The organism is Ruegeria sp. CDSA221, assembly GCF_059611825.1.
This window is the reverse complement of the sequence record NZ_JBXWPK010000004.1, coordinates 334799-361674: the sequence shown is the minus strand read 5'-3', so window position 1 is coordinate 361674 and position 26876 is coordinate 334799. Positions and strand designations below refer to the sequence as shown.

Annotated in this window: 19 protein-coding genes; 7 read left to right on the top strand and 12 right to left on the bottom strand. The window is 57.3% G+C overall.

The window, feature by feature from the left end; translation table 11 throughout:
- Positions 1–38: 38 nt before the first annotated feature.
- Positions 39–395 carry a hypothetical protein gene (locus AC2FJ5_RS08730; RefSeq protein ID WP_496692320.1) on the bottom strand — a complete coding sequence of 119 codons (357 nt, stop codon included), beginning with the start codon at positions 393–395 and terminating at the stop codon, positions 39–41.
- A gap of 174 nt (positions 396–569) precedes the next feature.
- Here AC2FJ5_RS08730 and AC2FJ5_RS08725 point away from each other — a divergent pair, with 174 nt between their 5' ends.
- The 3 genes from AC2FJ5_RS08725 (at position 570) to AC2FJ5_RS08715 (ending at position 2846) form a co-directional block, all read left to right on the top strand.
- The gene (locus AC2FJ5_RS08725) at positions 570–1403 is read left to right on the top strand and encodes a bifunctional allantoicase/(S)-ureidoglycine aminohydrolase (RefSeq protein ID WP_496692319.1); all 834 of its coding nucleotides are present in this window, start codon (positions 570–572) and stop codon (positions 1401–1403) included.
- An 81-nt stretch (positions 1404–1484) separates the two neighbouring features.
- Positions 1485–1805: a hypothetical protein gene (locus tag AC2FJ5_RS08720; RefSeq protein WP_496705397.1), complete on the top strand. Its 321-nt coding sequence runs from the start codon at positions 1485–1487 to the stop codon at positions 1803–1805.
- A 54-nt stretch (positions 1806–1859) separates the two neighbouring features.
- On the top strand, positions 1860–2846 hold the full coding sequence (locus AC2FJ5_RS08715) for a type I glyceraldehyde-3-phosphate dehydrogenase (RefSeq protein WP_496793110.1): 987 nt from the start codon (positions 1860–1862) through the stop codon (positions 2844–2846).
- Between the two features lie 40 nt (positions 2847–2886).
- Here the strand turns inward: AC2FJ5_RS08715 and AC2FJ5_RS08710 are convergent, their stop codons facing one another.
- The 3 genes from AC2FJ5_RS08710 to puuE form a co-directional block, all read right to left on the bottom strand.
- Entirely contained in the window at positions 2887–4314 is a 1428-nt protein-coding gene (locus AC2FJ5_RS08710; RefSeq protein ID WP_142640116.1) for a nucleobase:cation symporter-2 family protein, read from the bottom strand.
- Positions 4315–4377: 63 nt separating this feature from the next.
- Positions 4378–4860 (bottom strand): ureidoglycolate lyase, encoded by a 483-nt coding sequence (locus AC2FJ5_RS08705; RefSeq protein ID WP_496793109.1) that lies wholly within the window; start codon positions 4858–4860, stop codon positions 4378–4380.
- Positions 4857–6275 carry an allantoinase PuuE gene (puuE, locus tag AC2FJ5_RS08700; protein ID WP_496793107.1) on the bottom strand — a complete coding sequence of 473 codons (1419 nt, stop codon included), beginning with the start codon at positions 6273–6275 and terminating at the stop codon, positions 4857–4859. Before puuE ends, AC2FJ5_RS08705 begins: the two co-directional genes overlap by 4 nt.
- 209 nt (positions 6276–6484) lie before the next feature.
- On the opposite strand from puuE, the gene uraH reads away from it, so the two are divergent.
- The gene (gene uraH / locus AC2FJ5_RS08695; RefSeq protein ID WP_142640109.1) at positions 6485–6841 is read left to right on the top strand and encodes a hydroxyisourate hydrolase; all 357 of its coding nucleotides are present in this window, start codon (positions 6485–6487) and stop codon (positions 6839–6841) included.
- A gap of 141 nt (positions 6842–6982) precedes the next feature.
- Here uraH and AC2FJ5_RS08690 read toward each other — a convergent pair whose 3' ends face one another.
- Positions 6983–7903: a LysR family transcriptional regulator gene (locus AC2FJ5_RS08690; protein WP_496793106.1), complete on the bottom strand. Its 921-nt coding sequence runs from the start codon at positions 7901–7903 to the stop codon at positions 6983–6985.
- A 96-nt stretch (positions 7904–7999) separates the two neighbouring features.
- Between AC2FJ5_RS08690 and AC2FJ5_RS08685 the strand changes: the two genes are divergently transcribed.
- The 3 genes from AC2FJ5_RS08685 (at position 8000) to AC2FJ5_RS08675 (ending at position 15243) form a co-directional block, all read left to right on the top strand.
- A complete protein-coding gene (locus AC2FJ5_RS08685; RefSeq protein ID WP_496692314.1) occupies positions 8000–9223 on the top strand; it encodes a urate hydroxylase PuuD in 1224 nt (407 codons plus the stop codon).
- 156 nt (positions 9224–9379) lie between these two features.
- Positions 9380–11185, top strand: coding sequence for an autotransporter assembly complex protein TamA (locus AC2FJ5_RS08680; protein ID WP_496692313.1), 1806 nt, complete (start codon positions 9380–9382; stop codon positions 11183–11185).
- A gap of 23 nt (positions 11186–11208) precedes the next feature.
- A complete protein-coding gene (locus AC2FJ5_RS08675) occupies positions 11209–15243 on the top strand; it encodes a translocation/assembly module TamB domain-containing protein (protein WP_496793104.1) in 4035 nt (1344 codons plus the stop codon).
- A 457-nt stretch (positions 15244–15700) separates the two neighbouring features.
- Here AC2FJ5_RS08675 and AC2FJ5_RS08670 read toward each other — a convergent pair whose 3' ends face one another.
- From AC2FJ5_RS08670 to AC2FJ5_RS08640, 7 genes are all read right to left on the bottom strand, one after another.
- Positions 15701–16633 (bottom strand): LytTR family DNA-binding domain-containing protein, encoded by a 933-nt coding sequence (locus tag AC2FJ5_RS08670; protein WP_496749195.1) that lies wholly within the window; start codon positions 16631–16633, stop codon positions 15701–15703.
- 312 nt (positions 16634–16945) lie between these two features.
- Complete coding sequence (fdhF, locus tag AC2FJ5_RS08665) at positions 16946–19729, bottom strand: formate dehydrogenase subunit alpha (RefSeq protein ID WP_496793103.1); 2784 nt, start codon at positions 19727–19729, stop codon at positions 16946–16948.
- A gap of 13 nt (positions 19730–19742) precedes the next feature.
- Positions 19743–21446, bottom strand: a complete 1704-nt coding sequence (locus AC2FJ5_RS08660; RefSeq protein WP_496793102.1) for an NAD(P)H-dependent oxidoreductase subunit E — start codon at positions 21444–21446, stop codon at positions 19743–19745.
- Between the two features lie 85 nt (positions 21447–21531).
- A complete protein-coding gene (locus tag AC2FJ5_RS08655; RefSeq protein WP_142640095.1) occupies positions 21532–22413 on the bottom strand; it encodes a LysR family transcriptional regulator in 882 nt (293 codons plus the stop codon).
- 282 nt (positions 22414–22695) lie between these two features.
- Positions 22696–24477, bottom strand: a complete 1782-nt coding sequence (locus AC2FJ5_RS08650; RefSeq protein WP_496793101.1) for a thiamine pyrophosphate-binding protein — start codon at positions 24475–24477, stop codon at positions 22696–22698.
- A complete protein-coding gene (locus AC2FJ5_RS08645; RefSeq protein ID WP_496793099.1) occupies positions 24477–25886 on the bottom strand; it encodes an aldehyde dehydrogenase family protein in 1410 nt (469 codons plus the stop codon). Before AC2FJ5_RS08645 ends, AC2FJ5_RS08650 begins: the two co-directional genes overlap by 1 nt.
- Complete coding sequence (locus AC2FJ5_RS08640; RefSeq protein ID WP_496701099.1) at positions 25867–26796, bottom strand: sugar phosphate isomerase/epimerase family protein; 930 nt, start codon at positions 26794–26796, stop codon at positions 25867–25869. The genes AC2FJ5_RS08645 and AC2FJ5_RS08640 overlap by 20 nt, the downstream gene beginning before the upstream one ends.
- Positions 26797–26876: the final 80 nt, after the last annotated feature.

Sequence of the window (26876 nt, the reverse complement as noted above, 5' to 3'; positions counted from 1 at the left end):
GTCAATAACCTGCGTCGCGCGCGGGTATAGCAACCCAATTAGGGTGTGAAAATCCAGTTACCATTGGCATCCTGGCACCTGCGGGTTCTGATCTCACGGGTCTGCTCGGCACTCGGAGGTCGGATAAAATGCTGCAGATGCACGCAATTATCGCGGACCTCGCGCACACGGACGGTGCCCTTGGCCCCGGTCTCGGTGCTGATCCATTCACTTTCGGCACCAACCTGCGGCACACCACTGTCCAGCATGGTGTCTGTGGTTGCACTCAGCAATGTGAAATCATCCGGGCTCAACCCCGACTCTGCGATGATGCGAGACAGCGGTTTCGCGCTGCCGGCAACACCAATGCTCAGCACCAGAACACCTGCAACTAATAGTGATCCCCAAATTCTCATACCGCCTCGCAATTCTGCAACCAATTTACATTCAAGGATATACCCGGGAAGGCACAGGGCCAAGCCCTAGTCTGCAACCTTCAAATTATCCCGAAGAAACCTATTGCAACTCTGACGCTAGGCCATGCCGAGCGTCCCTCGCATAGTGCACGAAACACGAACCAGAGGCATTTGATGGCACACCCGACTTATTATGCGCCCCATGGCGGACACCCCGGACAGGACACCCTGTTAACAGATCGCGCCATGTTCACCGAGGCCTATGCCGTTATACCCAAGGGTACGATGCGCGACATCGTCACCAGCTATTTGCCCTTCTGGGAAAACACCCGCCTGTGGGTTTTGGCACGCCCCCTTAGCGGGTTCGCCGAAACCTTTTCGCAATACATCATGGAGGTCCAACCCGGTGGCGGTAGCGATACGCCCGAAACGGACCCCGCAGCGCAGGCGGTGTTGTTCGTTGTCGAAGGGGCGGTCACATTGACGCTTGAGGGAAGTGTTCACGTTTTGGAAACTGGTGGATATGCCTATATCCCCGCTGGTTCCAAATGGGCGTTGCGCAACCATACGGAGCAGCCAGCGCGGTTTCATTGGGTTCGAAAGGCTTATGAGGCAGTGCCCGGCCTGCCCAAGCCGGACCCGATCATCACCAATGAGCAAGAGGTCGCCCCGATCGAAATGCCGGGTACCGAGGGTCGCTGGGCCACAACACGTTTCGCGGATCCGCAGGACCTGCGCCACGATATGCATGTGAACATCGTGACTTTCGAACCGGGTGGCGTGATCCCGTTTGCCGAAACCCATGTCATGGAACACGGGCTGTATGTGCTGGAAGGCAAAGCCGTTTACCGGCTGAATCAGGACTGGGTCGAGGTCGAAGCCGGAGACTTTATGTGGCTGCGCGCCTTTTGCCCTCAGGCGTGCTATGCGGGCGGTCCCGGGCGGTTCCGGTATCTGCTGTACAAAGATGTGAACCGCCAGATGCCTCTTTCACCAGGCGGGCGCTAGGATAAATTCGGCCTTGGCGGAACTCGGTAAGCGCGGTAATCTGATGGAATAACAAACGGTTTTAGTTCAGGAGATTGTACGATGGCACTGCGCAATGTAACGCTGGCACTGGCGGCTGCAATCGGCCTGACGGCCCTGGATGTGAACCCTGCAACCGCCAAAGAGACGAATACCGTCAACGTCATGAGCCGCACCTGGGCCATTACCCAGGTTTCGGAAGCTCCGGTCGTATACCGTGCCACACGTGATAACAACAATCTCAACCCATTCGGCCCCCCGCCCCGGCTGCGCACTGTTCAGGCCATCGCGGCTATTCAGCAGGCAACCGGGTGCAAGCCGATTGTGGCCAGCATGTACCAGAACATCTCGGGCCAATTCTTTTCACAGGTCAGCTGTAACTGACCCGGACAGGAAACTGGCATTGAGGTTAATTCAAGCCCCTGCCATAGCTTGCACATGAAACTCGCAATTAACGGATTCGGCCGCATCGGCCGCACGATTTTGCGGCAGCTTCTGGCCATGCCGCTCGGTCACGACATCGAACTGGTGCTGATCAACGACATCGCACCGCTAGAGACCTGCGCCTATCTGTTCAAGTACGACAGCACTTTTGGGCCCTATCCGGGCAAAGTGGAACAGGGAACTGCGCAACTGGTTGTCGATGGGCACGCTATTCCTGTTACACACAGCCCCAACCTCAGCCGGGTTGATCTGTCCGGTGTAGATGTCCTGATGGACTGCACCGGCGTTGCCCGGACATCGGATGTTGCCAGTCAGGGCCTGACCGCAGGGGCAAGGAAAGTACTGATTTCCGGCCCCTCGCCCGCGACCGAGGCCACAATCGTTCTGGGTGCAAATGAGGATCAGCTGGGCAATGCGCGGATCGTGTCAAATGCCTCTTGCACCACCAACGGGCTGGCTCCGCTGGTCAAGGTTCTGGACGGGATCGCTGGTGTCGCGTCGGGCCATATGACCACCATCCACTGCTACACCAACAGCCAACCGATGATCGACGCTCCGCGTGGTGATCTGGCACGGTCACGCGCCGGAGCGCTGTCGATGGTCCCGACCACCACCAGCGCTATGCACTTGATAGACGAAGTCCTGCCCCATCTGGCCGGGCGCATCTCGGGCGCGGCAGTCAGGGTGCCGACCGCAAGCGTCTCGGCAATCGATCTGATCGTGACATTGGAACGCGGGATGAGTGCCGAGGGTTTTGAAACCGCCCTGCGTGCAGCCGTTGCAGAGTCTCCCGTTCTGGGTTGGACGGATGAGCCGCTGGTGTCATCCGATTTGCGGACGCGGCCGGAATCTCTGATCATTGCAGGGCCAGAAACCCGGCAGATCGGGGAAACTCAGGTTCGTGTTTTTGGCTGGTATGACAATGAATGGGGGTTTTCAGCCCGCATGCTGGATGTCGCTCGTTTGATGGCCGACACATAGGCGGATCGCGACCTAACGCGATCCGCCGGTTTTCTTTCCGTTACTTGCCGGGAAGGCTGCCCGACCCGTGCCCCGACATGCCGCCCGAGACCTCTTCGGTTGCCTCATCCGCCAACTCATCCGGCAGGATCAGGTTCAGCACGATGGCAATCAAAGCCGCAGGCAGCAGCCCGCTTTTCATCAGGATGCCCAGAGTATCGGGAAGATGTTGCACCGCGCCCGGCTCAAGCTGCAGACCGAAGCCGATTGACAGAGCGATGGCAAAGATCACCATGTTGCGCCGATTCCAATCCACATCGGACAACATCGAAACACCCGCGGCGACAACCATCCCGAACATGACGATGACGCCACCGCCCAGTACTTCGATCGGAACGGTGCGGATGATCGCGCCAACCTTGGGCACCAGGCCGCACAGGATCAGAAACAAGGCGCCGATGGTGACAACATTTCGGCTCATGACGCCGGTCATTGCGATCAGCCCGACATTCTGGCTGAATGACGTGTTGGGTAAGCCGCCGAACACGCCCGCCAGGGCCGAGCCGAAGCCGTCAGCATAGGTTGCACCGGTGATTTCCTTGTCCGTGGCTTCGCGCCCGGCTCCGCCTTTGGTCACACCCGACACATCCCCCACCGTCTCAACTGCCGAAACAAAGGCCATCAGACAGAACCCGATTATGGCGGCGAATGAGAACTCGAACCCATACTTGAAGGGCACAGGCAGGGCGAAAGTTGCAGCGCGGCTCCAGCTTGTTCCGATTGCCTCAAAAGTGATCATGCCAACCATCAGGGCATAGACATACCCAACCGCAAGACCAATCAGAACGGCAGAAACCGAAAGCATTCCGCGCGTAAAGAACTTCAGCCCCAGCGTTACCACAACCACGACCAAAGCAGCCGACCAGTTCAGCGCCGAGCCGTATTCAGGCGTTCCAATGGCCGGAACCCCACCGGCGGCGTATTGAATGCCGACCTTGACCAACGCCAGACCAATCATCGTCACCACAAGGCCTGTGACCAGAGGTGGCAAGGCAAAACGGATTTTGCCAATCACCGTGCCCAGCAGGGCATGGAACACCCCACCGATAATGACACCGCCAAACAATGCGGCCAGACCATCGACGCCTTTGCCGGCAACCAGCGGGATCATGATCGGCAGAAAGGCAAAGCTGGTGCCCTGAACAATAGGCAAAGCCGCTCCTACCGGGCCAATCGTCACCGTTTGCAGCAAGGTCGCGACGCCGGCAAACAGCATCGACATCTGGATCAAGTACAGCAGTTCGGGAAAATCGGGGGAGTTCGAACCGAACCCGAACCCGGCGGCCCCTGCAACTATGATCGCAGGCGTCACGTTCGAAACGAACATCGCCAGAACATGTTGAATGCCCAGCGGAACTGCCTTGTGCAGCGCCGGGGTATAATTTGGATCCCGAAGTTGTTCGGGTGTCCCTATTGAAGTGTCAGCCATGAGTTACTGTCCTCTCTGTCAGATTCACGGGGGTCTTACCGCTTATGCTGCGGCTTCATTTGGCTACGACACCACCTGATAAGGGGTATCGAACCAGTATTCTTCCAGGTTGGGCCCATCGCCGATCCGATCAACAACGGCGAACAATCCAGGGCCATGCAACGGTGTCAAAACGCCGTGCCAAGTCCCACGATAATAATTCACCGCCTGACCGGGCCGGGTGACAAAGGCACACGGCTCGCCCGGCTGCCCGTCAACATCTGGTGCAACAATGACCAGAAAGGGTTGATGGGTCATGGGCACAAAGGCCTGACTGCCATCAGGATGCCGTTCAACCATATCCAACTGGTACGGCAGGGTTCGGGGGTTGGCGTTGAACAGGCTGATCCCGGCGCGGCCGCCCGCGAAATCAAGGGCCGCCCGGTCATGAAAACGCCCGCACTGGCCCTGGTTGATGATCTTGTCCGGGTCGCCCGATGCCTCGATCACATCTCCGAACGGGGCAAAAGCGTCAGGCGTTAAAGGAACAGTCCGGATCTGTTTCATGAAGGCAGCACATCCCTCAGGCGGAATTCGGCAATACGCTCGACCTGTCGGCAGGCCTCGGCGAATTCTGTGTCCCGGTCCTGATCTATCCGCCGCTGAAACGCCTGCTGGATAGAGGCTTTGTCATGATCGCGCACAGCGATAATGAAGGGAAATCCGAACTTGTCGGTGTAGCGCCTATTCAGATCGGTGAAGGCATCGCGTTCGGCATCCGTCAACGCATCCAGCCCCGCCGAGGATTGTTCCGCCGTGCTTTCCTGCGTCAGTCGCTTGGCCTGTGCCAGCTTGCCTGCCAGATCCGGGTGCGCGGTCAGCACGCCCAACCGCTCCTCATCAGAGGCCGAACGGAACATGCGCGTCAGTGCGTTGTGCAACCCGCCGGCAGTATCGTGAGCCGCGCCGAGTTCCAGCCCATGGGCGCGCTCTGCAATCCACGCCGAATGTTCAAAGATCCCGCCATAAGCGGCTACGAAAGCGTCCCGCGCCATTTCTGACGGCTTTGGACCTGATACAGGCGGGTGCTGCGCTGCCCAATGCTGGGCGATCTGCAGACGGGTCGCGAACCAGACATCCGAGTGCCCACGCGCATAATCCAGAAACCGTTTCAGCGCCATGACCCGACCTGGACGACCGATCAAGCGGCAATGCAAACCGATCGACATCATCTTGGGCGCACCGGCTTCACCCTCGGAATAAAGCGCGTCGAAACTGTCTTTGAGATAGGAATAGAACTGATCGCCCGAATTGAAACCTTGCGGCGTTGCAAAGCGCATATCGTTACAATCGAGAGTATATGGTACGATCAACTGGTCCCGGCCAGAGGCCTGCATCCAATAGGGCAGATCATCCGCATAGGTGTCCGCCACATAGGCAAAGCCCCCCTCTTCGGCCACCAGACGCACGGTGTTCTCGGAACACCGGCCGGTATACCAACCATAGGGACGTTCCCCCACGACCTCGGTATGCAGGCGGATGGCCTCTTCTATTTGAGCGCGCTCTTCCGCCTCGGACATATCCTTGTGTTCGACCCATTTCAGGCCGTGACTTGCGATCTCCCAACCTGCGTCTTTCATGGCGGCAACCTGATCGGGCGACCGTGCCAGCGCCGACGCAACACCGTAAACGGTTATGGGCAAGTCCTTCATCAAGCGGTGCAGACGCCAGAACCCTGCCCGCGACCCATATTCATAGATCGATTCCATGTTCCAATGACGCTGGTCTGGCCATTGCGCTGCGCCGACAATCTCGGACAGAAAGGCCTCGGACGCGGCATCACCGTGAAGCACGCAGTTCTCGCCACCCTCTTCGTAGTTCAGCACAATCTGAACGGCCAGATTTGCTCCGCCAGGCCACTGGGCGTTTGGCGGGTTGGCTCCGTATCCGATCATGTCACGGGGATAGCGAGGGGGCTGCATGAATGTTCCGTCTCAGTTGTGTTACACTACCTACGCTTTACCGCAGAATTGGATGCAGTATTATCAAATCAATCCGAACGCTGTTTCCTTTTCTTTCGGCATTCCCAAAGTCTCGGGTTTCGCCCCAGACTGCGTCAATCAATGCTCGATTGCAGTTTGCGGTTTTCAACAGCCACTCGTTGCGGTGATCGGAATATGAGGAGAAACGCGTGGCAGGATACCTGACAACCCATGTTCTGGACACCGCCAAAGGCTGTCCCGCAGAGGGGCTGAAAATTGCTCTGTACGCGATTACCCAGGACGGACGCCACAAACTGGCTGAGATGCTGACCAATGCAGACGGGCGAACAGACAGCCCAATACTACCGCAAGCAAACTTTGAAACCGGGGAATACGAGCTTGTTTTCAGTGCGGGTGACTATCTGCGCGCCTCTGGCCAGGCGGATGACGAACCGCTGTTCCTGGATGAGATTCCAATCAGGTTTGGTATGTCTGAAGCAGACGCCCACTATCATGTGCCGCTCTTGCTATCGCCATACAGCTACTCCACGTATCGTGGCAGCTAACTGACCGGGCGAACCTCCCGCCCGTCGATCGCCCCTGCCGGGCCTCCTCCTGTTGAGCTGGGCGCCGCACCCGTTGGGCGCGGCGCGGATAGTGACGGTTACAGCCCTTCGAGAAAAGCTACGCGCGGCCGGGAGCCTTTGCTAACCGTTGATCTCCGAGTTTTGAACAACCTTGCCAATTCGCGCGATCATGAAATCCATGAACAAACGCGCCTTGGGATCCTGGTGACGTCGATGGGTATAGAGACACGCCATCTGAACAGAGACAGGAGGTGTCTCCTTCGCAACCACCACCAGACGTCCTGCCTTGAGATGTTCCGCTGCCTCAAACACAGGTTTCATCGCGATCCCCTGCCCTGACAACGCCCAATCGGTCAAAACATCTCCGTCATCGCATTCAAACCGGCCCGACACGGCATAACGTCTTGGCCCGTCTGGAGTTTCCAGCATCCACTGAAACTCTGCAGCACCGGGATACCGCAGGTTAAGACACTCGTGCTTGTCGGACACAAGATCGGCTCCGTTTTGCGGCATCCCCCTACGTTTTACATAGTCCGGTGCGGCACACAGAACCCGCGCGCAATCCGCGATCTTGCGAATACGCAGGGTGCTGTCCTCGGGCTGACCAATGAAAAAGGCCAGATCCAATCCTTCGGTCGTCAGGTCCACTGACCTGTCGGTCAGGCGCAATCGCACATCAATTTCGGGGTATTCCGAGAGAAAATCCGGCACATGTGGGGCTAATAACCTGCGCCCGACGCCCAAAGGCGCGGCTACGAATAGTGACCCGCGGGGAGCTTCGGTCAGGTGAACAACCTGCGCCTCGGCTTCATCTACAGCATCCAGGACCGCAACCGCTCCGGGGTAAAACGCACGTCCCTGCTCGGTCGGGCTGAGGTTACGTGTAGTCCGCTGAAACAGACGCACGCCCAAATGATCCTCAAGCTGTGATATTCGCGCCGAAGTCACCGCCGGTGAAACACGCAAATCCCTCCCGGCAGCAGACATGCTGCCCAGATCATAGACACGAACGAAGGTGCGAATATTGTCGAGATAGGACATCTTATCGTTTTTTTTGATACAGTTTGACAATATACGGGAATACCGAAGAAAAGCCAGTTTGCCTAGGGTGACGATAACCTACTGGAGAGAACTCTCATGTTTGAATTCGCCGTGTTCTGGGATTGGATGGCATTTGCTGTGCGCTGGCTGCACGTAATCACTGCTATCGCCTGGATCGGATCATCCTTTTACTTCATCGCTCTGGACCTTGGCCTGAATCGGGATATCCCCGGCCCCGCCGACGGGGAAGAATGGCAGGTACATGGCGGCGGCTTTTACCATATTCAGAAATACCTCGTCGCACCCGAGCGGATGCCGGATCATCTGACCTGGTTCAAATGGGAAAGCTATGCCACCTGGCTTAGCGGAGCTGCGCTGTTGATGATCGTCTACTGGGTTGGTGGAGAGCTTTATCTGATTGATGCCCAAAAGGCCGATCTGGCGCTGTGGCAGGGCATTCTGATCTCGGCTGCCTCGTTGACTATGGGCTGGCTTATCTACGACTTCCTATGCAAATCCGGTCTGGGTGAGCGCCCAACATTACTGATGGTGCTGCTGTTTGTCCTACTGGTGGTGATGGGCTGGGGGTACAACCAGATATTCACCGGGCGCGCGATGATGCTGCATCTGGGCGCATTCACCGCCACGATCATGACAGCGAATGTATTCTTCATCATCATGCCGAACCAGCGCATCGTCGTAGACGACCTTAAGAATGGCCGAACCCCGGACCCGAAATACGGCAAGATCGCCAAGTTGCGTTCGACTCATAACAACTATCTGACCTTGCCTGTGGTTTTCCTGATGCTTTCGAACCACTACCCGCTGGCCTTTGCCACCCAATACAACTGGATCATTGCGGCGCTGGTATTTCTGATGGGTGTCACAATCCGTCACTACTTCAATACACGCCACGCCCGCGCCGGTGATCCGACCTGGACCTGGCTGGTGACCGCTCTGCTATTCATCGCCATCATGTGGCTGTCCACGGCGCCTATGTACAAACCTCTGGAGGAGGCCGAGGCGCAGCCGCTCACCGCATTTGAACAGAAATACGCAGCAGCAGACGGGTTCGAACAGGCACATGATGTCGTTCTGGGGCGCTGTTCCATGTGCCATGCGCGCGAACCGGTTTGGGACGGCATCCTGTGGGCGCCAAAGGGCATTCTTCTGGAAACCCAAGGTGACATCGCCCGCAATGCGAAACAGATTTACCTGCAGGCCGGTGTCAGTCACGCCATGCCACCCGCAAATGTCACCTATATGGAACCGGAAGATCGCGCGGCGATCATTCGCTGGTTCCGCAATGCTGGCCTTTGAACTGGCACTGAGCCATCACTTGTTCCGCTAATTTTCTTGGCCAAACGATAAACGCTTCCCCTACACGATTACAGATGTTCTAACTATCCTTAAGGGGCCGCCACATCCGAAAAGGCGCCGAAATTAATTTCTAGTTGGGGCAGCTGGAGCCAATAGATGCAGCGAATAAGACAATGCAGCTTTGTGAGAAATTGTCTGTTCGGAATAGTCGTCGCCACATTACCCACGTCGCTGGCCGCATTGGAAACCGTCCTCACGGCACCGGGCGCTCCGAAAGCGCTGGTTGAACGGATCGAAGATACCGCATCGGTGACAACCGCAGAATCCCGCGGGCTGGACACGCCGCTTGAACTTTTGTCAGCGGCCCTGTCGGACTATACCACCATTGTTCAGATCCTTTATGACGAAGGCTATTTCAGTCCCGTCGTCAGCATTAAACTGGACGGGAAAGAGGCGGCGGAACTCAGCTCACTCAACGTGCCCAATCAGATCAACAAAATCGTGATTGCTGTTAAAACCGGCCCAACCTTCACATTTGGCCAGGCGGTGGTCCGGCCGATCGCGACCGAAACGGTTCTTCCCGAAGACTATGCGACGGGCAAACTGGCCACCACCGGCGCCATTCAGCAAGCCGCGTCAGCAGGCGTGCAGGGATGGCGTGACGCTGGTCATGCCAAGGCCGAGGTCAGCGGCCAGAAAGTCATTGCCCGCCACGCCCAGGCAAAGCTGGATTCCCGCATTGACCTCGCCCCGGGACCGCGTCTGAGCTTTGGAAAAATGTACATCAAAGGCGACAGCGATGTTCGCCACAGGTCCGTCGAACAAATCGCCGGCTTCCCAACCGGAGAGGTGTATTCCCCCCAGCAGGTGCAAAAGGTCGGAACCCGGCTTCGCCGCACCGGCACGTTTAATATTGTCTCGATCGAAGAGCACGACACTCCTAACCCTGATGGCTCCCTGGATTTCGATGTCTATCTTGAAGACATGCCCAAACGCCGCCTGACCTTCGGTTTGGAAGTGGCCTCGCGCGACGGGATGGAGCTGTCGACGACCTGGACGCATCGCAACGTGTTCCGCCGCGCCCAACGCCTGCGGTTTGAGGCATCGTTGCGCAATATTGGCGGGGCCGAGGATCTGGACGGGCGCATCGGGCTGCGGCTGGATCAGCCTGACCGGCTGGGCCCCGATGACAGCACGTTCTGGAGCGCCCTTCTGGAACGTCGCAACACCGATAATTACAACGTGACGGTGACGTCACTGGCCTATGGTGCAAGACGCACATTTTCAGACCGCCTATACGCCGAAGCATCCGCCGGGTTTCAGTGGTCGGATGCAGATGACGCCTATGGCGACGGGCGTAAGTTCCGCTATTTTATCATGCCGTTCCGATCAGAATGGGATGAAAGGGACAGCAAGGTCAGCGCCACCAATGGCTATTACCTGGATGCCCGTGTGATGCCATTTGTCGGCCTGTCCGACACAGAAACAGGCCTCAGGATGTTTGCGGACGCGCGTGCCTATACCAGTCTGCGGACGCAAGGTCGTCTCGTGCTGGCAGGACGGGTCCAGATTGGGTCAATTGTAGGACCCGCCTTGGACGGGGTCACACCCGATTTCCTGTTCTTTTCGGGCGGTGCGGGCACTGTGCGCGGTCAGCCCTATGAAAGCCTCGGCATCCCTGTTGGCAATGAGGTTGCTGGCGGCAAGTCTTTCCTCGGTCTATCTGGCGAAGTTCGCGGCAAAATCACCGAGACAATATCGCTGGTCGGGTTTTATGATTATGGTGTTGTAGACACGTCCTCTTTTGTCAGCAGCGCTGCAGAGAGCCATTCCGGCGCCGGGCTTGGGATCAGATACGACCTTGGCGGCTTTGGCCCCCTGCGTCTGGATCTGGCCCTTCCCGTTCAGGGCGACACCGGAGATGGTCTGCAGTTTTACATCGGAATTGGTCAGGCATTTTGACACATCGTTTCTCATATCCAGTTTTGGCGGCTGTTCTGCTGTGGGTGCCCTACCCCGTTTTGGCGCAGGACGAAGGCGGCAGTATGCTAGAGCAGTTTCTGCAGGATACCCTGTCCGGTGATGATCAGAACGTAACCGTCAAAGGCTTGCAAGGCGCGCTGAGCGCACGGGCCACAATCGCAGAGATCACGGTATCGGATGATGAGGGCGTCTGGCTGACCATCAAAGATGCCGAACTGGATTGGAACAGACTGGCCCTGATACGGGGGCGGTTCTCGGTCAATGCGCTGACAGCGCAAGAGATCGACGTAGCCCGCGCGCCGGGCACCACAACCAAAGATGCCCCTCCTCCTTCTGCGGAAACCCAGACATTCCAGCTGCCCGAGCTGCCTGTCGCAGTTGAAATCGGCGAAATCCGCGTGGATCAGCTGTCGCTGGGGCAGCCGCTGATTGGGGTAGCCGCCGACTTATCCGTCACCGGCAATCTGTCGCTTGCTGATGGAACGCTGGACACCAATCTCGACGTGGTGCGGTTGGATCGTGCCGGAGATGAGATCACACTGACCGCCGGGTTTGACAACTCGACAAGCGAGATCAATCTGGACCTGAACGTGGCCGAGGCATCCGGCGGGCTTATTTCGACCGCTTTGAACATTCCCGACAGCCCAACGATCGAGCTGACGGCAAAAGGCGCCGGACCGCTGACGGATTTCACCGCCGATATCGGGCTGAGCAGTGACGGGCAGCAGCGTCTGGCCGGGCAGGTTCGGCTTGGTTCGACCCCTGACGACACTGCGGAAGGCATAGCATTTACCGCCGATCTGAACGGAGACCTGACTCCTTTCGTCGGCCCTGCCATCGACCCGTTTTTCGGGACGGACTCGCGGCTGTTCGTGCAGGGTCAGACCCTGCCCGAAGGGGCGCTGGACCTGTCCGATCTTCAGCTTGCAACGCAGGCCCTAAACCTTGAGGGGAAGTTGGCCCTTGCCGAAGGTGGCACATTGCAGTTTGCCGCCTTGCAGGGACGCATTACCCCGCCGCAGGGACAGGCGGTCACGCTTCCGGTTGGCGGTGGTGACAAAACGATCAAGTCCGCGCAGATCTCGACCTTGTTTGATCAGAAGAACGGCAATCTCTGGGATCTTAGCCTGACAGCAGATAAGTTCAGATCCCCCCAGGCCGAACTTGAGAGCATGCAAATTATCGCGCAAGGCGTGCTCGATCAGGCCCTTGGATTTACGGTGAACGGCGATCTGCAAGCCAGCGTCACGGGCATTGATCTGACCGATCCGAACTTGAATACAGCCGTCGGAGATCGCATCACGCTGGACGGGCAGTTTGAGTATGGTGATGACCAGTCGCTGACATTGTCCGGTTTCGAACTGGTCGGGTCGGATTACACTCTGGCCCTGGACACGCTGATTAGCGGATTGGCTGTTGATGGCAAAGCAACGCTGGAGGCTACCGACCTGTCCCGGTTCTCTGGCCTTGCCCAGTTGGAACTGGCAGGGTCGGCGTCGGCAGAGGTTCAGGGCAAGGGCTCTCCGCTTGAGGGCAGCTTTGACGGCAAAGTGGTAGTTCAGGGCAACAACCTGTCGACCGGTCGCGACGATATCGACCCCGTGATCGCAGGCCAAACCACCATCACGCTGGACGCCAGCCGTGGAGGGGATGGCATTTCCATCCGCGAGTTTAATCTGGACGGTCAGGCCGCGCAGGCACAGGCAAGTGGCGAAGTGACCACGCCTGATGGCAATCTGACAATCGACGGTCAGGCCAGCCTCAACGCGCCCGACCTCTCGGTCTTTTCCGGGCTGGCCCAGCGGCAGCTGGGCGGGTCGCTCAGCGCACAAATGGACGGCAAAGGCACCCTGCAGACGCAAGAGTTTGATGGCACGGCCAGCATTACGACGCAGGATCTGCAGACAGGTATGTCCGAAGTCGATCCTCTGCTTGCAGGCAAAACCGTGATCGCCTGGGATGGTGCGAAAACGGGAGACCTTATCGACATACGCAACGCCACGATCAACGGCCAGGCGCTGACCGCGCAGGTGAGCGCGTCGATTGATGACCCAACCGGGAATCTAGTTCTTGATGGTCAGGCACAGGTGACTGTCCCTGATCTTTCGCTATTTTCGGATCTCGCGGGCCGGGATCTTGCCGGGTCGGTTACCGCGGATATCAATGGCAACGGAGCTTTGTCCAGCCAGACCTTCGACATAGCCAGCGATGTCGATGCGCAGGACGTCCAGATTGGCATCAGTCTCGTCGACAAACTGATCGAAGGTCGAACGACGCTGCGTGTCGATGCCGAGAACAGTGATCAGGGTCTGAATGTCCAAAACTTCAAACTGCGGGGCACCGCCTTGACCGCAGACGCTTCGGGTCAGGTCAGCAAAGAGACCGGCGGGCTGAGCTATTCGGTAAAGCTGGACGATCTTGCGAGGATTTCCAAGACGTTGTCAGGACCACTCACATTGGAAGGCAACGCCGCGCCAACAGCTTCAGGCCTTGAAGGAAGAGTCAGCTTGCGTGGGCCGGACAGTTCATACGCGTCGCTGACGGGGTCTGTCGGCTCTGACGGATCGGCAGACTTGGACTTTGACGCCGAGCTAAACAAGGTCGAGCGTTTCGCCCCAGACTTTCCAGGTACAATCACCGCCAATGGGACCGCAAAGCGCAAGGCAGGCGTCTGGACCATCAACTCTTCGGCGCAGGGTCCGGCACAGATCACCGGCGAAATCTCGGGCACGTTCGATGAAACCACAGGAAACGCCGATCTGAATGCGCAAGGCGGGGTTAATATCGGTATCGCAAACCTGTTCATCACCCCCAACCAAATCGACGGGACTGCGCGGTACGACCTTAGCTTGAATGGCCAACCCTCGCTTGAGGCGCTCAGCGGGTCGATCACGACCTCTGGAACCTCGTTGGCGATACCGGGTGCCGGTCAGACCATTACCGGCATCAGCGGCGCGGTCGAGTTGGCCAACAACCGCGCCAACATCTCCCTAAATGGTGGAACCCGCGCCGGGGGTAATTTCACCGTCGCGGGCCCGATTGACCTGACGCCTCCGTTCAATGCGCAAATTACGACCACGCTCAATCGTCTCGTGCTGACGGATCAGCTTTTGTACGAGACGATCCTGAACGGGCAAATCGCAATGACCGGAGCTTTGGCGGGCAACAGCACAATAGTCGGGCAAATTACATTCGAGGAAACCAATATTAACCTCGCCGCCGCCTCGGGTGCGGTTGGCGCTGCGCCCATACCAGAGATCGAACATATCAACGAAAACGCGGCCAGCTATAGGACTCGGGAACGTGCCCGTTTGGTAAAACAGGACGATGCCACCCAAAGCGATTCCCGTATTGCGCTGGACATCGCTCTGCTCGCCCCCAAAGCCGTGTTTGTCCGAGGTCGAGGCGTGAATGCCGAACTCGGCGGACAGCTGTACATAGGCGGTACAACAACCTCGATCATTCCTTCGGGTCAGATCGCTCTAATCCGAGGCAATTTCGACATTCTGGGCCGCAGGCTGGCCCTGACAAAAGGTATCGTGACCCTACAAGGCGACTTGACACCCTATATCGAATTTGAATCCTCAAACAGCACCTCGGACGGGACCGCTACAATCGAAATCGCCGGGCCGCTGGACGCCCCCGAAGTCAACGTGTTCTCGGATCCGGAACGGCCAGCAGAAGAGGCGCTGGCCATGCTGTTGTTTGGCAATCGTTTCTCTGAGCTGTCGCCCTTTGTCATTGCCCAGATGGCGGCATCGCTGGCGCAGCTCAGCGGTGCAGGAGGAGATGCAACCAAGGGTCTGAGGGAGTCGACCGGTGTCGACACAGTCGATATCGGAGCAACGTCAAGCGGCGGAATTTTGGGCGCCGGGGCGTATCTGGGTGACAATCTCTATACCGACTTTAACGTGAACACCGAAGGAAATACCGAAGTGAACCTCAATCTGGACGTCACCGATAATATCACCATGCGCGGAACCGTTGACGGGCGGGGGGAAACGGGATTGGGTGTCTTTTTCGAGCGCGACTACTAATCCTGCGCGAAACTCTGCATCTGTGACAACAGTTTCGGGCCAAATCACAGGAAGGCAGGGAATTTCATTAACCCCTTAACTATCAACTTCTTAACATGACAGCGAATGCACAAGTCGCTCTATTCATTTCGTGCGACACGAATTTTCATTGCCATTCGTTTCGAATTTTTGACGTTTCGTACCAATTTCATTGCCAGGTCCGTGCCTATGCAGGAAAAGAAGGCAGCGCCTGGTTTTGCGGCGTCTTTATCGAGTGACTTGTTGACCAGTACAACCTGATTATAGAGGGGGAAAAACTCAAAATCGGGGAAAGCAAAAGATCAAAATTCAAGTCTTTTCATTACTAAAAATATTGAACTGTCCACCTTCTCATCCACTGCGTATTCTGTACCCAGCAGCGATGGGAAGGTGGATTATCTAAACGAACCGATAAGCCGGATGTTTCTGCCGAACGATGTCAGGTTTGTTGTGGTGAAGCTTTGACTGTTGCCGGGCTTTCCGCTGACGCCATCTCGGACAGCCAATCACGCACGGCGCCGTGCCGGCTACGGGCGATCGCGATCTTTTTGCCGCAGCCCAGAACCAGATATCCGACTTCATTCAGGCTTTTAGCAATATCCACACACCGATTGGCAACCCAAAAGGACCGATGCACCTGTAGGCCATAGCATTCTGGCATTTGCGATAGGATGCCTTTGAACGTTGAACGCACCAGCACTTCTTTTTCATCTACACGCAGGGTGACATAGTGCTGCTGAGCCTGAACGAACAAGATATCCTTGGCCAAAAAGTTTTGCCCATTGGCGGACACTAAACCATTGGCCACAGGAACACGGGATTCCACTCTGCTATCCGGCTCGTCCTCGGGTTGCGGATCGCCGGCGCGCAGGCGGGCCAGATAAGGTGGAAAAACCCAAACGATTACGATCACTTCAATTCCAACGACGAGAAAGTACTGAGGCAGCAAAAGCGGCGAGTTTTCAAAGCTGAAAGACAGAAATGTACTGAAAACCATTGTCGTTGCGAATTGGGCAAACTTCATCGCCCCATACGCAATGGGAAAACATGTCAGCGGGGTGAAAAACCGTTTGATGCCCAGATATCGGCTGCAGAATGCCTCAAAAAGCAACATCAGCACCACCGAACCCATATACCCCAGCAATCCGCACATCCAATAGATCGTGCGCCCCAGCCCGTTTAGCGGTTCAGCAAACAATGACGGCGTCGCACCAATGAGCAGCAGCATCAAAGCAGGCAGAAACATCAGGAAGTTTCTGGACAGGAAAAAACTAAGGACTTCGCTCAGGATCGCATCAACCGACATACCCGGCAATACGACAAACGAAAGCTCAGCCTGTTTCAAATCGTTATACACGTCTTGCGGTTTCATTCAGCCCTTGTTGCTCTGATCGCACTACTACCATCTATTTCGGCTTCGGCGCCTAGGCCCGACTGCCCACAGGTTCGGGCCCTGCGCAATCGGTTCCCCAATTTCGTTTCCAAACCCAATCAATACCTAACCTGACGACCGCAAAATGGGTGCTTTGGTGGCGTTTTCTTAGGCTCAAAATTGCTGAAACCAGAGAAATATGGCGCAAATGGCGCAAAGCTGAGTGGGAAATGCCTATTTCCGCGTTGACGTTGCGGAAACCTAAAAGGGCGACCTCGCAAGGCCGCCCTCAAAAATTCTACTCCGACACTCTTACTCAGCCGCGATTGCGTCTTCGATCTTTTCAACGCGAATGGCTGAGAATTTGAACTCAGGGATTTTACCATAAGGGTCGATGGCCGAGTTGGTCAGGATATTCGCCGCCGCCTCAACATAGGCAAAGGGGATGAACACCATGTCCTCTGCAATCGCCCGGTCGGCACGCACCATGATCTCGATCGAGCCTCGACGGGTGGTCAGGCGAATGGTCTCGCCCGGTTCAATTCCCATCAGCTTCAACTGGCGCGGGTTCATCGAACAGTTGGCCTCTGGTTCAACCGCATCCAGCACCGTGGCCCGGCGGGTCATTGACCCTGTGTGCCAATGTTCAAGCTGACGACCCGTGGTGGCGATCATCGGATATTCCTCATCCGGCGCTTCATCCGGCTGGATCACACTGGCAGGAGTGAACTTGGCCCGCCCATCGGCACGAGGGAAGCCATCACCAAACACAATCGCTTGGCCCGGATCGGTCTCAGACAGCGACGGGTAGGTGATTGTTTCGGTCTCCAGCCGCTCCCAGGTGATATTGTCGAGAGACTCCATCGTCAGTTTCATTTCGGCAAACACTTCGGACACATCCGAATAAGACCAGTTCAGACCAATGCGCTGCGCAAGTTCGACGGTGATTTTCCAATCCTCGCGCGCCTCACCCGGAGGCGCCACAGCCGGACGCACTCGTTGTACCTGACGGTTGGTGTTCGACACGGTGCCGTTCTTTTCATACAGCGCCGAGGCAGGCAGGATGATGTCGGCGTAGTTCGCCGTTTCGGTCAGGAAGATGTCCTGCACGATCATCAACTCCAGCTTGGCCAGTGCGTCCCGCGCGTGGCCTACATCGGGGTCGGACATGGCTGGGTTTTCACCCTGAATATACATGCCCTTGATATTACCCGCATATGCTTGATCGATGATTTCAGTGACGGTCAGGCCTTTTTCGTTCGAGAAATCCTCAGATCCCCAGACCGAGGTGAACTGTGCCCGGATGCTGTCTTCGGTCACCGTTTTGTAATCGGGCAGGAACATCGGGATCAGGCCCGCGTCCGATGCGCCCTGCACATTGTTCTGACCGCGCAGCGGGTGCAGGCCCGCGCCTGGTTTACCAACGTTGCCGGTCATCAACGCCAGCGAGATCAGGCAGCGCGAATTGTCGGTGCCGTGGATATGCTGACTGACACCCATACCCCAGAAAATCAGCCCGGCCTTGGCCTGTGCAAAGATGCGCGCCACGCGGCGCAGCTGATCGGGTTCGATACCGCAGATCGGGGCCATCGCTTCGGGGGTGAAGGCGCGCAGGTGTTCCTTCTCGGCCTCCCAGTTCTCGGTCCAGCGGTGGATGTACTGGCTGTCATACAGCTCTTCCTCAACGATCACATTCATGATCGCATTCAGCATCGAGACATCAGCACCCGGACGGAATTGCAGCATTTCGTCCGCGAATTTGCGCATGCCGACGCCGCGCGGGTCCATCACGATCAGCTTGCCACCACGTTTGGTGAACTGCTTGAAATAGGTCGCCGCAACGGGATGGTTTTCGATCGGGTTAGCCCCGATGATGATCGCCACATCCGCGTTTTCGATCTCGTTAAAGGTTGCGGTCACAGCACCGGAACCGACGTTTTCAATCAGCGCCGCCACCGATGAGGCGTGGCACAGACGCGTGCAGTGGTCGACATTGTTGTGCCCAAATCCCTGACGAATAAACTTCTGGAACAGATATGCTTCTTCGTTGGTGCATTTGGCCGAGCCAAAGCCCGCGACATTGCGTGGGTCCTGGTCGCGCAGCGCCTTCAGTCTGGAGGACGCCAGGTCCATCGCCTCTTCCCAGGTCGCTTCGCGGAAATGGGTCGACAGGTTCGAAGGATCGACATTCAGCCCCTTGGCGGGCGCATCCTCGCGCCGGATTAGCGGCTTGGTCAGGCGGTGGGGATGGTGGATATAGTCGAACCCAAACCGGCCTTTAACACACAGGCGGCCTTCATTAGCAGGGCCGTTGATCCCCTCGACATATTTCACCTTGCCGTCTTTGACCTTGAGCGAGACCTTACAGCCCACGCCGCAGAACGGGCAGACACTTTCGGTCTCGGAATCATAATCCTTGCTGTCTCCAACTTGCTGATCGTCCAGCACCGTGGCTGGCATCAGAGCACCGGTCGGACAGGCCTGAACGCATTCGCCGCAGGCCACACAGGTTGAATCGCCCATCGGGTCGTTCTGATCGAACACCACCTGCGCGGTGTGACCGCGCCCGGCCATCCCGATCACATCATTGACCTGCACATCCCGGCAGGCGCGGACACAGAGGTTACAATTGATACAGGCATCCAGATTGACGCGCATCGCAATATGGCTGTCATCCAGCAGCGGGATTTTCGCGGGTTCTTTGGCCGGGAACCGGCTGTCGCTGACATCGTTCAGCGCGGCCATATCCCAGAAATGGCTCGAAGCATCATGCGCGACCTCAGGCTGATCAGCCACCAGCAGTTCCATGACCATTGCGCGCGATTTCTCGGCACGGTCGGTATCGGTCTTGACGACCATGCCCTCGGCGGCGGGACGGATGCACGAGGCGACCAGCGTGCGCTCGCCCTCGACCTCGACCATGCAGGCGCGGCAGTTGCCGTCGGGTATGTAACCCGGCTGGGGCTTGTGGCAGAGGTGCGGGATCGTGAACCCCTGCCCCTTGGCGGCTTCCCAGATGGTCCAGCCCTCGGGGACGGTGACGTCATCGCCGTTCAGGTTGAAGGTGACGGTCTTGGTTGGGCTTGCATCAAGCATGGCTCTGTCTCCCTCAGATTTCGTCAGCGAAATGTTTCATGACCAGGCGGATCGGGTTCGGGGCCGCCTGCCCCAGACCGCAGATCGAGGCATCGCCCATGACCTGACACAGGTCTTCCAGTAAATCCTGGTCCCACGTGTCAGCCTGCATCAGCTTAACCGCCTTTTCGCAGCCCGCCCGGCAGGGCGTGCATTGGCCACAGCTTTCATCCTCGAAAAACCGCAGCATATTCAGCGCCGCGTCGCGGGCAGTGTCCTGATCGGACAGCACCACCACGGCGGCCGACCCGATAAACGTACCCAGAGGTTGCAGCGTGTCGAAATCCAGCGGCACGTCGTCGATTGACGCAGGCAACAGGCCCGAAGACGGCCCGCCCGGTTGATAGGCTTTGAAAACGTGACCCTCGGCCATGCCACCAGCGGCCTCAATCACATCCAATATGGTCGAACCCGCAGGCAACAGATAGACGCCCGGCTGCGCCACCCGGCCCGAGACCGAATAGCTGCGCAGACCCGTGCGCCCATTCTTTTCCGTGCTGTTCAGCACTTGGGGCCCTTCGCGGCAGATTTTCGACACCCAATAGAGCGTCTCGACATTGTGCACCAAGGTCGGACGGTTAAAGACCCCAACCTGCGCCACAAACGGAGGCCGGTGACGCGGCAGGCCTTTCTTGCCTTCGATCGACTCGATCATCGCGGATTCTTCGCCGCAAATATAGGCACCGGCGCCCCGGCGCAGATCGATATATCCTTTTTCAACCAGGCCAGCCTGTTCCAGCGCGGCAATCTCGCGGCGTAGAATTTCCAGCACCGCCGGATATTCATCGCGCATATAGATAAAGCAGGTCTCGGCCTCTACCGCCCAGGCAGCTATTAGCATGCCTTCAAGGAAGACATGCGGCTTGCGTTCAAGGTAGTAGCGATCTTTGAACGTACCAGGCTCGCCTTCATCGCCATTCACGGCCAGATAACGGGTGCCTTCGTTCATGCGAACGAAGCCCCATTTCTTGCCGGACGGGAAGCCAGCTCCACCCAGACCGCGCAAGCCCGAGGACAGGATGTCTTCCTGTACTTTCTCCCAATCACCGCTCTCGCGCAGCTCTTTCAGCTTGGCATAGCCGCCGTTTGCTTCATATGCCGCAAAGGTTTCATAGGCGGGCAAATGGGCGTGGGTATCATCCGCAGTAATCGCCGCCTGCACCTTTTCAGGAGTGGCATAGTCGATATGGTTATGCCCGATTTCCAGCACCGGCGCAGTATCGCAACGACCCATGCAAGGCGCACGCAGGACACGGACGTTGGAAGGATCAAGACCGTCTTCCAACGCCTTTTGCAACTGCTGGGCACCGGCCATTTCGCAGGACAGGGAATCGCAGACGCGGATGGTCAGCGCGGGCGGCGGGGCTTCATCCTCTTTCACCACATCGAAATGGGCATAGAAGGTGGCGGTCTCATAGATCTCTGCCTGACCGATCCGCATCTCGACTGCAAGCGCGGCAATGTGGTCAGCGCTGATATGGCCGTGTTCGTCCTGAATCAGATGCAGGAATTCGATCAAAAGGTCGCGACGGCGGGGGCGATCCCCCAGCAAGCGCGCAATCTCGGCCGCCGCCTCATCCGTGAACTGACGGCCTTTGGGCGTGTGCCGCCCCTTGCCTTTACCTGACTTCCAGACGCCCTTTGGCGCGCCTGATGGCTTGGTATCTAATGGTGCCATGATGCCCTCCGATTCAGGCCCCGTGTCTCATCAGACTAGCATATCGTCAAATCGCATATTTCAATCGCACGATAACGACACCTTATCACCGCAAAGACGTCACCACCGCGCGCAGCGCTCCAACCGTTGGCAGTTCCGGATCGCGTGTCAGGGTCGCCAGACAGATAGGTTTGCTGACCACCGGATCGACCAAAGGCAGAACCTTTGTTCCCTTCAGATCCCCCAACGCCCGTACCAACACGCGTGGCACCACGGTGGCCGCCAATCCCTCACGCGCCATGACCATTGAGGCAGTGAACCCGCTGGTTTCCGCGACCACATGAGGATGCAGGCCCTGTTCGGCGAAAATCCGGTCTAATATGCGGCGGTTCTGCATCTGCGGTTCAAGTAGGCTGACCGGAAATTCGGCGACCCGCGCCCAGGGAATTGGCCCCGTTTCGTCTGTCATATGAGACGGGATCAACAGGACATAGGTTTCTTCATACAGCGACTGTACCTGCCGCAAATCGGTGCCGATACTGTCGCCATATGTGATGCCCGCATCCAGACTGCCTTCGTCCAGCCGATGTTGAATGGCCGTTGCCGACATCGTTTCGATCCGAGTGATGATGCGCGGATGCGCCTGCTGCAGACGCTTGATCAACCGGCCCGTAAAGGCGATTGCAGTCGGGATCACGCCCAGTATCAGAGTCCCCGTGATTTCCCCCTTTGCCGCCTGCACCTGCTGTTCCAAGGCCTTGGTGTCGTCCAGAATGCGCCGCGCCCGCTGGACGATCATCTCGCCCTCTTCGGTCAGGCCCTGAAACCGGTTGGCGCGGCGGACGATGGACACGCCCAACCGATCCTCTAGGTTGCGAATACGCATTGAAAACGCAGGCTGGGAAATCCCGCATTCCTCGGCTGCCTTTGCAAAATGCCGGTGCCGCGCCAAAGCGCTGAGCAGTTGCAGGTCGCGGATTTCGATCATGTGGCGGCATCACTCATATCAGGTCGGTGCCGACACTAGCGGAATTCCTTGGGATGAGGAAAGCAGGAGTTAAACCCGGCCCCTCAACTCCGCATTCAACATCATGCGCCAAACGTTGCCACGCAATGTCTGAAGGACCCCGGCGCTTTGAAGGTGTTCCTCTTTTTGTAGCCCGCTACTGGTGATGCTGTTTGATGTTTCTTCGCTCACCTCTGCGAGAATGAAACCACTGCAGGTCTGTTCGAGGCATACCCCCGGTGAGGCGTTCCTCGAACAGGCTTTTCACGTCGCTACGTGGGATACATCTTTGTCTGGTGAGTATATGTCCAAGATGTTCCAATGTCCGGTCGTTGGTGTCGGATTATTGATCATTGGGACATCAAGAACAGTGGGTTTGCCGCTGGCTATCGCCGCTTCCAATGCGGGCAACAGCTCGTCAGCAGCGCCCAGCCTGTGCCCCTCTGCGCCGTAGGCCCGTGCAATTTCTGCATAACCCGGTCCGTTGGCCGGCGCTTCGGCCGACCCTGGGAAGGTTGTACCATAGGTTAAACCGTAATGCGCCTTCTGAAGACCTGCGATCGTGCCGAAGGCGTTGTTGTTCATAACCAGCCAGATGATACCCAGATCAAGCTCGACCGCAGTCGCAAGCATCGACGGGTTTTGGCCGAAACCACCATCACCAACCAGGCTGATCACCACACGATCAGGTGCTGCCAGCTTCGCGCCGATCGCGCCCGGAGGGCCAAAACCCATTGTAGCAAAACCACCTGGGGTCAGGATCGAACCGGGTTTCAGGATATCGAATTGTTGTCCGACGCCGTTCTTGTTCCATCCGACATCCGTTGTGATGATGGCATCCTCGGGCAGAGCCTTGCGGGTATCTGCCAGAATACGCTCGGGCATCATCGGAAACGCTGATGAAGTGGCCATTTCCACATTGCGCGCTTTGAAGCCCATCCGGAAATCAGCAATCTTTTGTTCAACAGCGGGGCGCTTGAAACCGCCCGGATACATTTTGCGGGCAACCCGGTTGAGGACGCGCAACGCGGCCTTGGCATCCGCAACAACGCCGATCTCGGTGGGATAGTTCCGACCAATTTCTTGCGGCTCGATGTCGATATGGATAACCTTTGAGCCGGGAATATTGAACGTGTATCCGGGATACCAACTGGAGCAATCGGCCTCTTTGAACCGAGTGCCCACGGCAAAGATGTAGTCCGCATTCAGGCAAGACTGGTTGACCAATTCGGTGCCCCAAAACCCAGTCATTCCCAACACAAGCGGATGGTCGTCCCGCAACGCGCCTTTCCCCATCAGGGAATGCGCGACTGGTAGGCCCATATGTTCAACGAATTCTCGCAACTCTTCGCTGGCCTGTGCCAGAAGAATACCACCACCGACATAAGCGACTGGGTTTTCGGCTTTAACCAACGCTTCGACAATCTCTCGCGCTGTCTCATCGTCAATCGACGGTTTCTTGAGCGCGCGCGTGTTGTCGCGGATACGGTCGAAACTGTCCGCGGGGATCACCTCTGAAAAAATGTCCATAGGGACATTGACCAGCACCGGCCCGGGCTGGCCACTTTCGGCCAGATGGAACGCCTTCTCCAGTATCTCAGCCATCAGGTCTGCGCGGTCCACCCGCCAGGCGCGTTTGACAAAGGGGCGATAAATCTCCCACTGGGCAGCGTCCGCGTGCAGGTTAACCTCCTGATGCGGATGCTTGCCATAGTAATGCGTAGGAATGTCACCCGCGATCACGACCATGGGGATACAATCCAACGCCGCGTTGGCGACCCCGGTGGCGCAATTAGTTAGTCCCGGGGAGAGATGGGACAGCACCACCGAGGCCTTGCCTGTAACCCGCGCATAAGCGTCCGCCGCGTGGCTGGCGATCTGTTCGTGCCGCACAGTTACGAAATCGATAGGACTTTCCGCCAGCGCGGCCAGAACCGCGATGTTCGTGTGCCCGCACAGGCCGAATACGTGCTTGACCTCACGGCGTTCGAGGAAATCAACGATATGTTCGGCAACGGTTTTGCCTTCCAGTTTCGCTCCGTCCATCACGCGACCTCCTGTCCGTAGAATTCACCGAACAGGTCCGGCTCCGAGGGGCGATCCTCAGGCGTAGGACGACTGACCCAAGTGTAGTTCATCATATGTTTCATGGTGACGTTTTCATTGGTGATGTTGCCGCCCCAGATGCCGCAGCCGAGGCTGCTGGTCATAGGCATGCCATTGGTCCAGGCGCCCGCATTGGCCTTGGACTGAGGCTGTCGAACCATCATACGGCTGACCGGAGCCAGACGCGCCAACCTGTCAATGTGATCGTCATTGTGGCTGTAGATGCCGCAGGAATGGCCCTTGCCCCCGGTGTTGTAAATCTGGCTGACCATTTCCAGCGCGTCATCGAACGTGTCGAAGTGATAAAGCGCCATCAGAGTAGTCAGTTTTTCCTTGGAGAACTTGTGCTGCGGGCCGATTTTCCCCTGATTTTCGACCATCAGGAATTTGCGATCTCCGGGGATCGAGAAACCGGCGACTTTGGCCGTTTGCTGAGGCGGACAGGCGATGGTCGGGAACGTACGGTTTCCTTTCTCATCCCACATTGCCGCTTCAAGCATGGCCTTCTCTACGTCAGAACAAAGATAACCACCTTCGGCTTCAAGCGCCTTAACCATATCAACGTAAACCGAGCGCTGAATGATAATGTTGCCATCTGCCGAACAACCAGACCCAAAGTCAGACGTTTTTGAAATCCGTGTATTCTGGGCAGCGATATCCAGATCCGCAGTTTCATCAATGACTATAGACGAATTGCCTGCGCCGACACCGTAAGCCGGACGCCCTGAACTATAGGCCGCTTTGACCATCGGCTTCCCACCTGTTGCCAGCGTCAGATCACAAATCTCCATCAGGTGCTGGGTAAGAGGGATCGAAGGTTTGCGGATCGATTGGAACAAGTCTTCCGGGGCTCCTGCTGCTCGACAGGCTGCGCGCATAACCTCGACGATTTCATAGGTCGTGACTGCTGTGCGTGGATGCGGGCTGAAGATGACCGCATTACGGGCGTTAGCGGCGGAAACACCGGTCACCGGTGGTGTCATCGCCGGGTTTGTCATTGGGATCAGGGATGCGATCACACCCGCAGGCTTGGCGTATTTCACCAGGCCTTTTTCCTCATCAACCTCGACGATCCCAGTCGACGGGGTGCGCAGGACATCGCGCAGTACCATGTGTATTTTGAACCGCTTTGCAGGGCGTCCTTCGCGGTCACCAATGCCGCTTTCGTCCACCCCCTGCTGAGCCAATCGCGTAAAGGTTTTTTCGTTCCCCGCGTACCACGCTATGGCCTGAGACAGACGGTCCAGCCTGTCCTGTTCCCAATCCTCGATTTTGGCCATGGCCGCGCGGGCACGTTCCAACATATCAGCCGCCAGTCGGCGGTCGTCTTCAGTGAGCTCTTTGCCCATGATGATCCTCTTGGTGTTTTAGAATTGCTGCATTGGGCATGCGGCGCTGAGATCGCGCCTCACCGAATGTTCGCTTGGCGTGGCTCAGACAGCGACGCGCGTGCTCTTCGTATCCCAACTCGGCAACGCGGCTTTGGTTGGGTAGTTCAATGGAATAGTCGACAGGGGGCATCCGCTCGATGATGCCGGTGAAATCAATCCAACCTTCACCGGGATAAAGCCGCGCATCGCGGGCCAGTTGGATCATGCCCTCACGCGTATCCGCGATGCCTGGTAGACAGTCAGAGATATGCAGAAAGTGAAACAGGTCCGAAGGGACGTGCAGCAGTTCTCCCAGATCCACCCGGCTTAGGTGCAGATAAAGCGTATCGACCAGAATACCGCCATTCGGCTGATCGGAGGCGCGGACAATATCCAGCGCCTCGTCCAGTGTACGCAGGCGTGAAAAGCTGGGGAACTCCAGATCGACCGTCAGCCCGTAGGGCGCGGCCAGTTCGCAGGTCTCGGAATAGACGTCGATCAGGAAGTCGCGATCATCGCGGGTGTTGGTCCACGCGCTCATGATCATGCGCTTTGCACCAAGCTCTCCGCCTATTTCCAGAGAAGGTTCAAAACTGCGCGGGTCGACATCTTCGGTGATGCGCGCAAGCTCGACATCAAGAACTTTCAAACCCGTAGTAGAAAGAGCGGTTTTGGTGGCCTGCACCTGTGCCTTGTCGATCGGGGATTGAGTAAACTCACCGGGCACATGCATCGGAATGAATCGCGGGCTGACGGCATCGTAACCGGCCCGGGCAGCAATGTAGACTAGCTCGGGCGGCGTGCAGCCGATCAGCGTCAGATGCGCCAAGGAATAGAGAGAGGGGCATGAGCCGGCCTCTTCGGGTTTCACCATGAACGACAGCTCCATACGTCTGCGAATCTAATTTTCATCATACTTAGTAAAAAATATCTGATATTTCGTAAAATATCAACTCTTAGCGACACGGC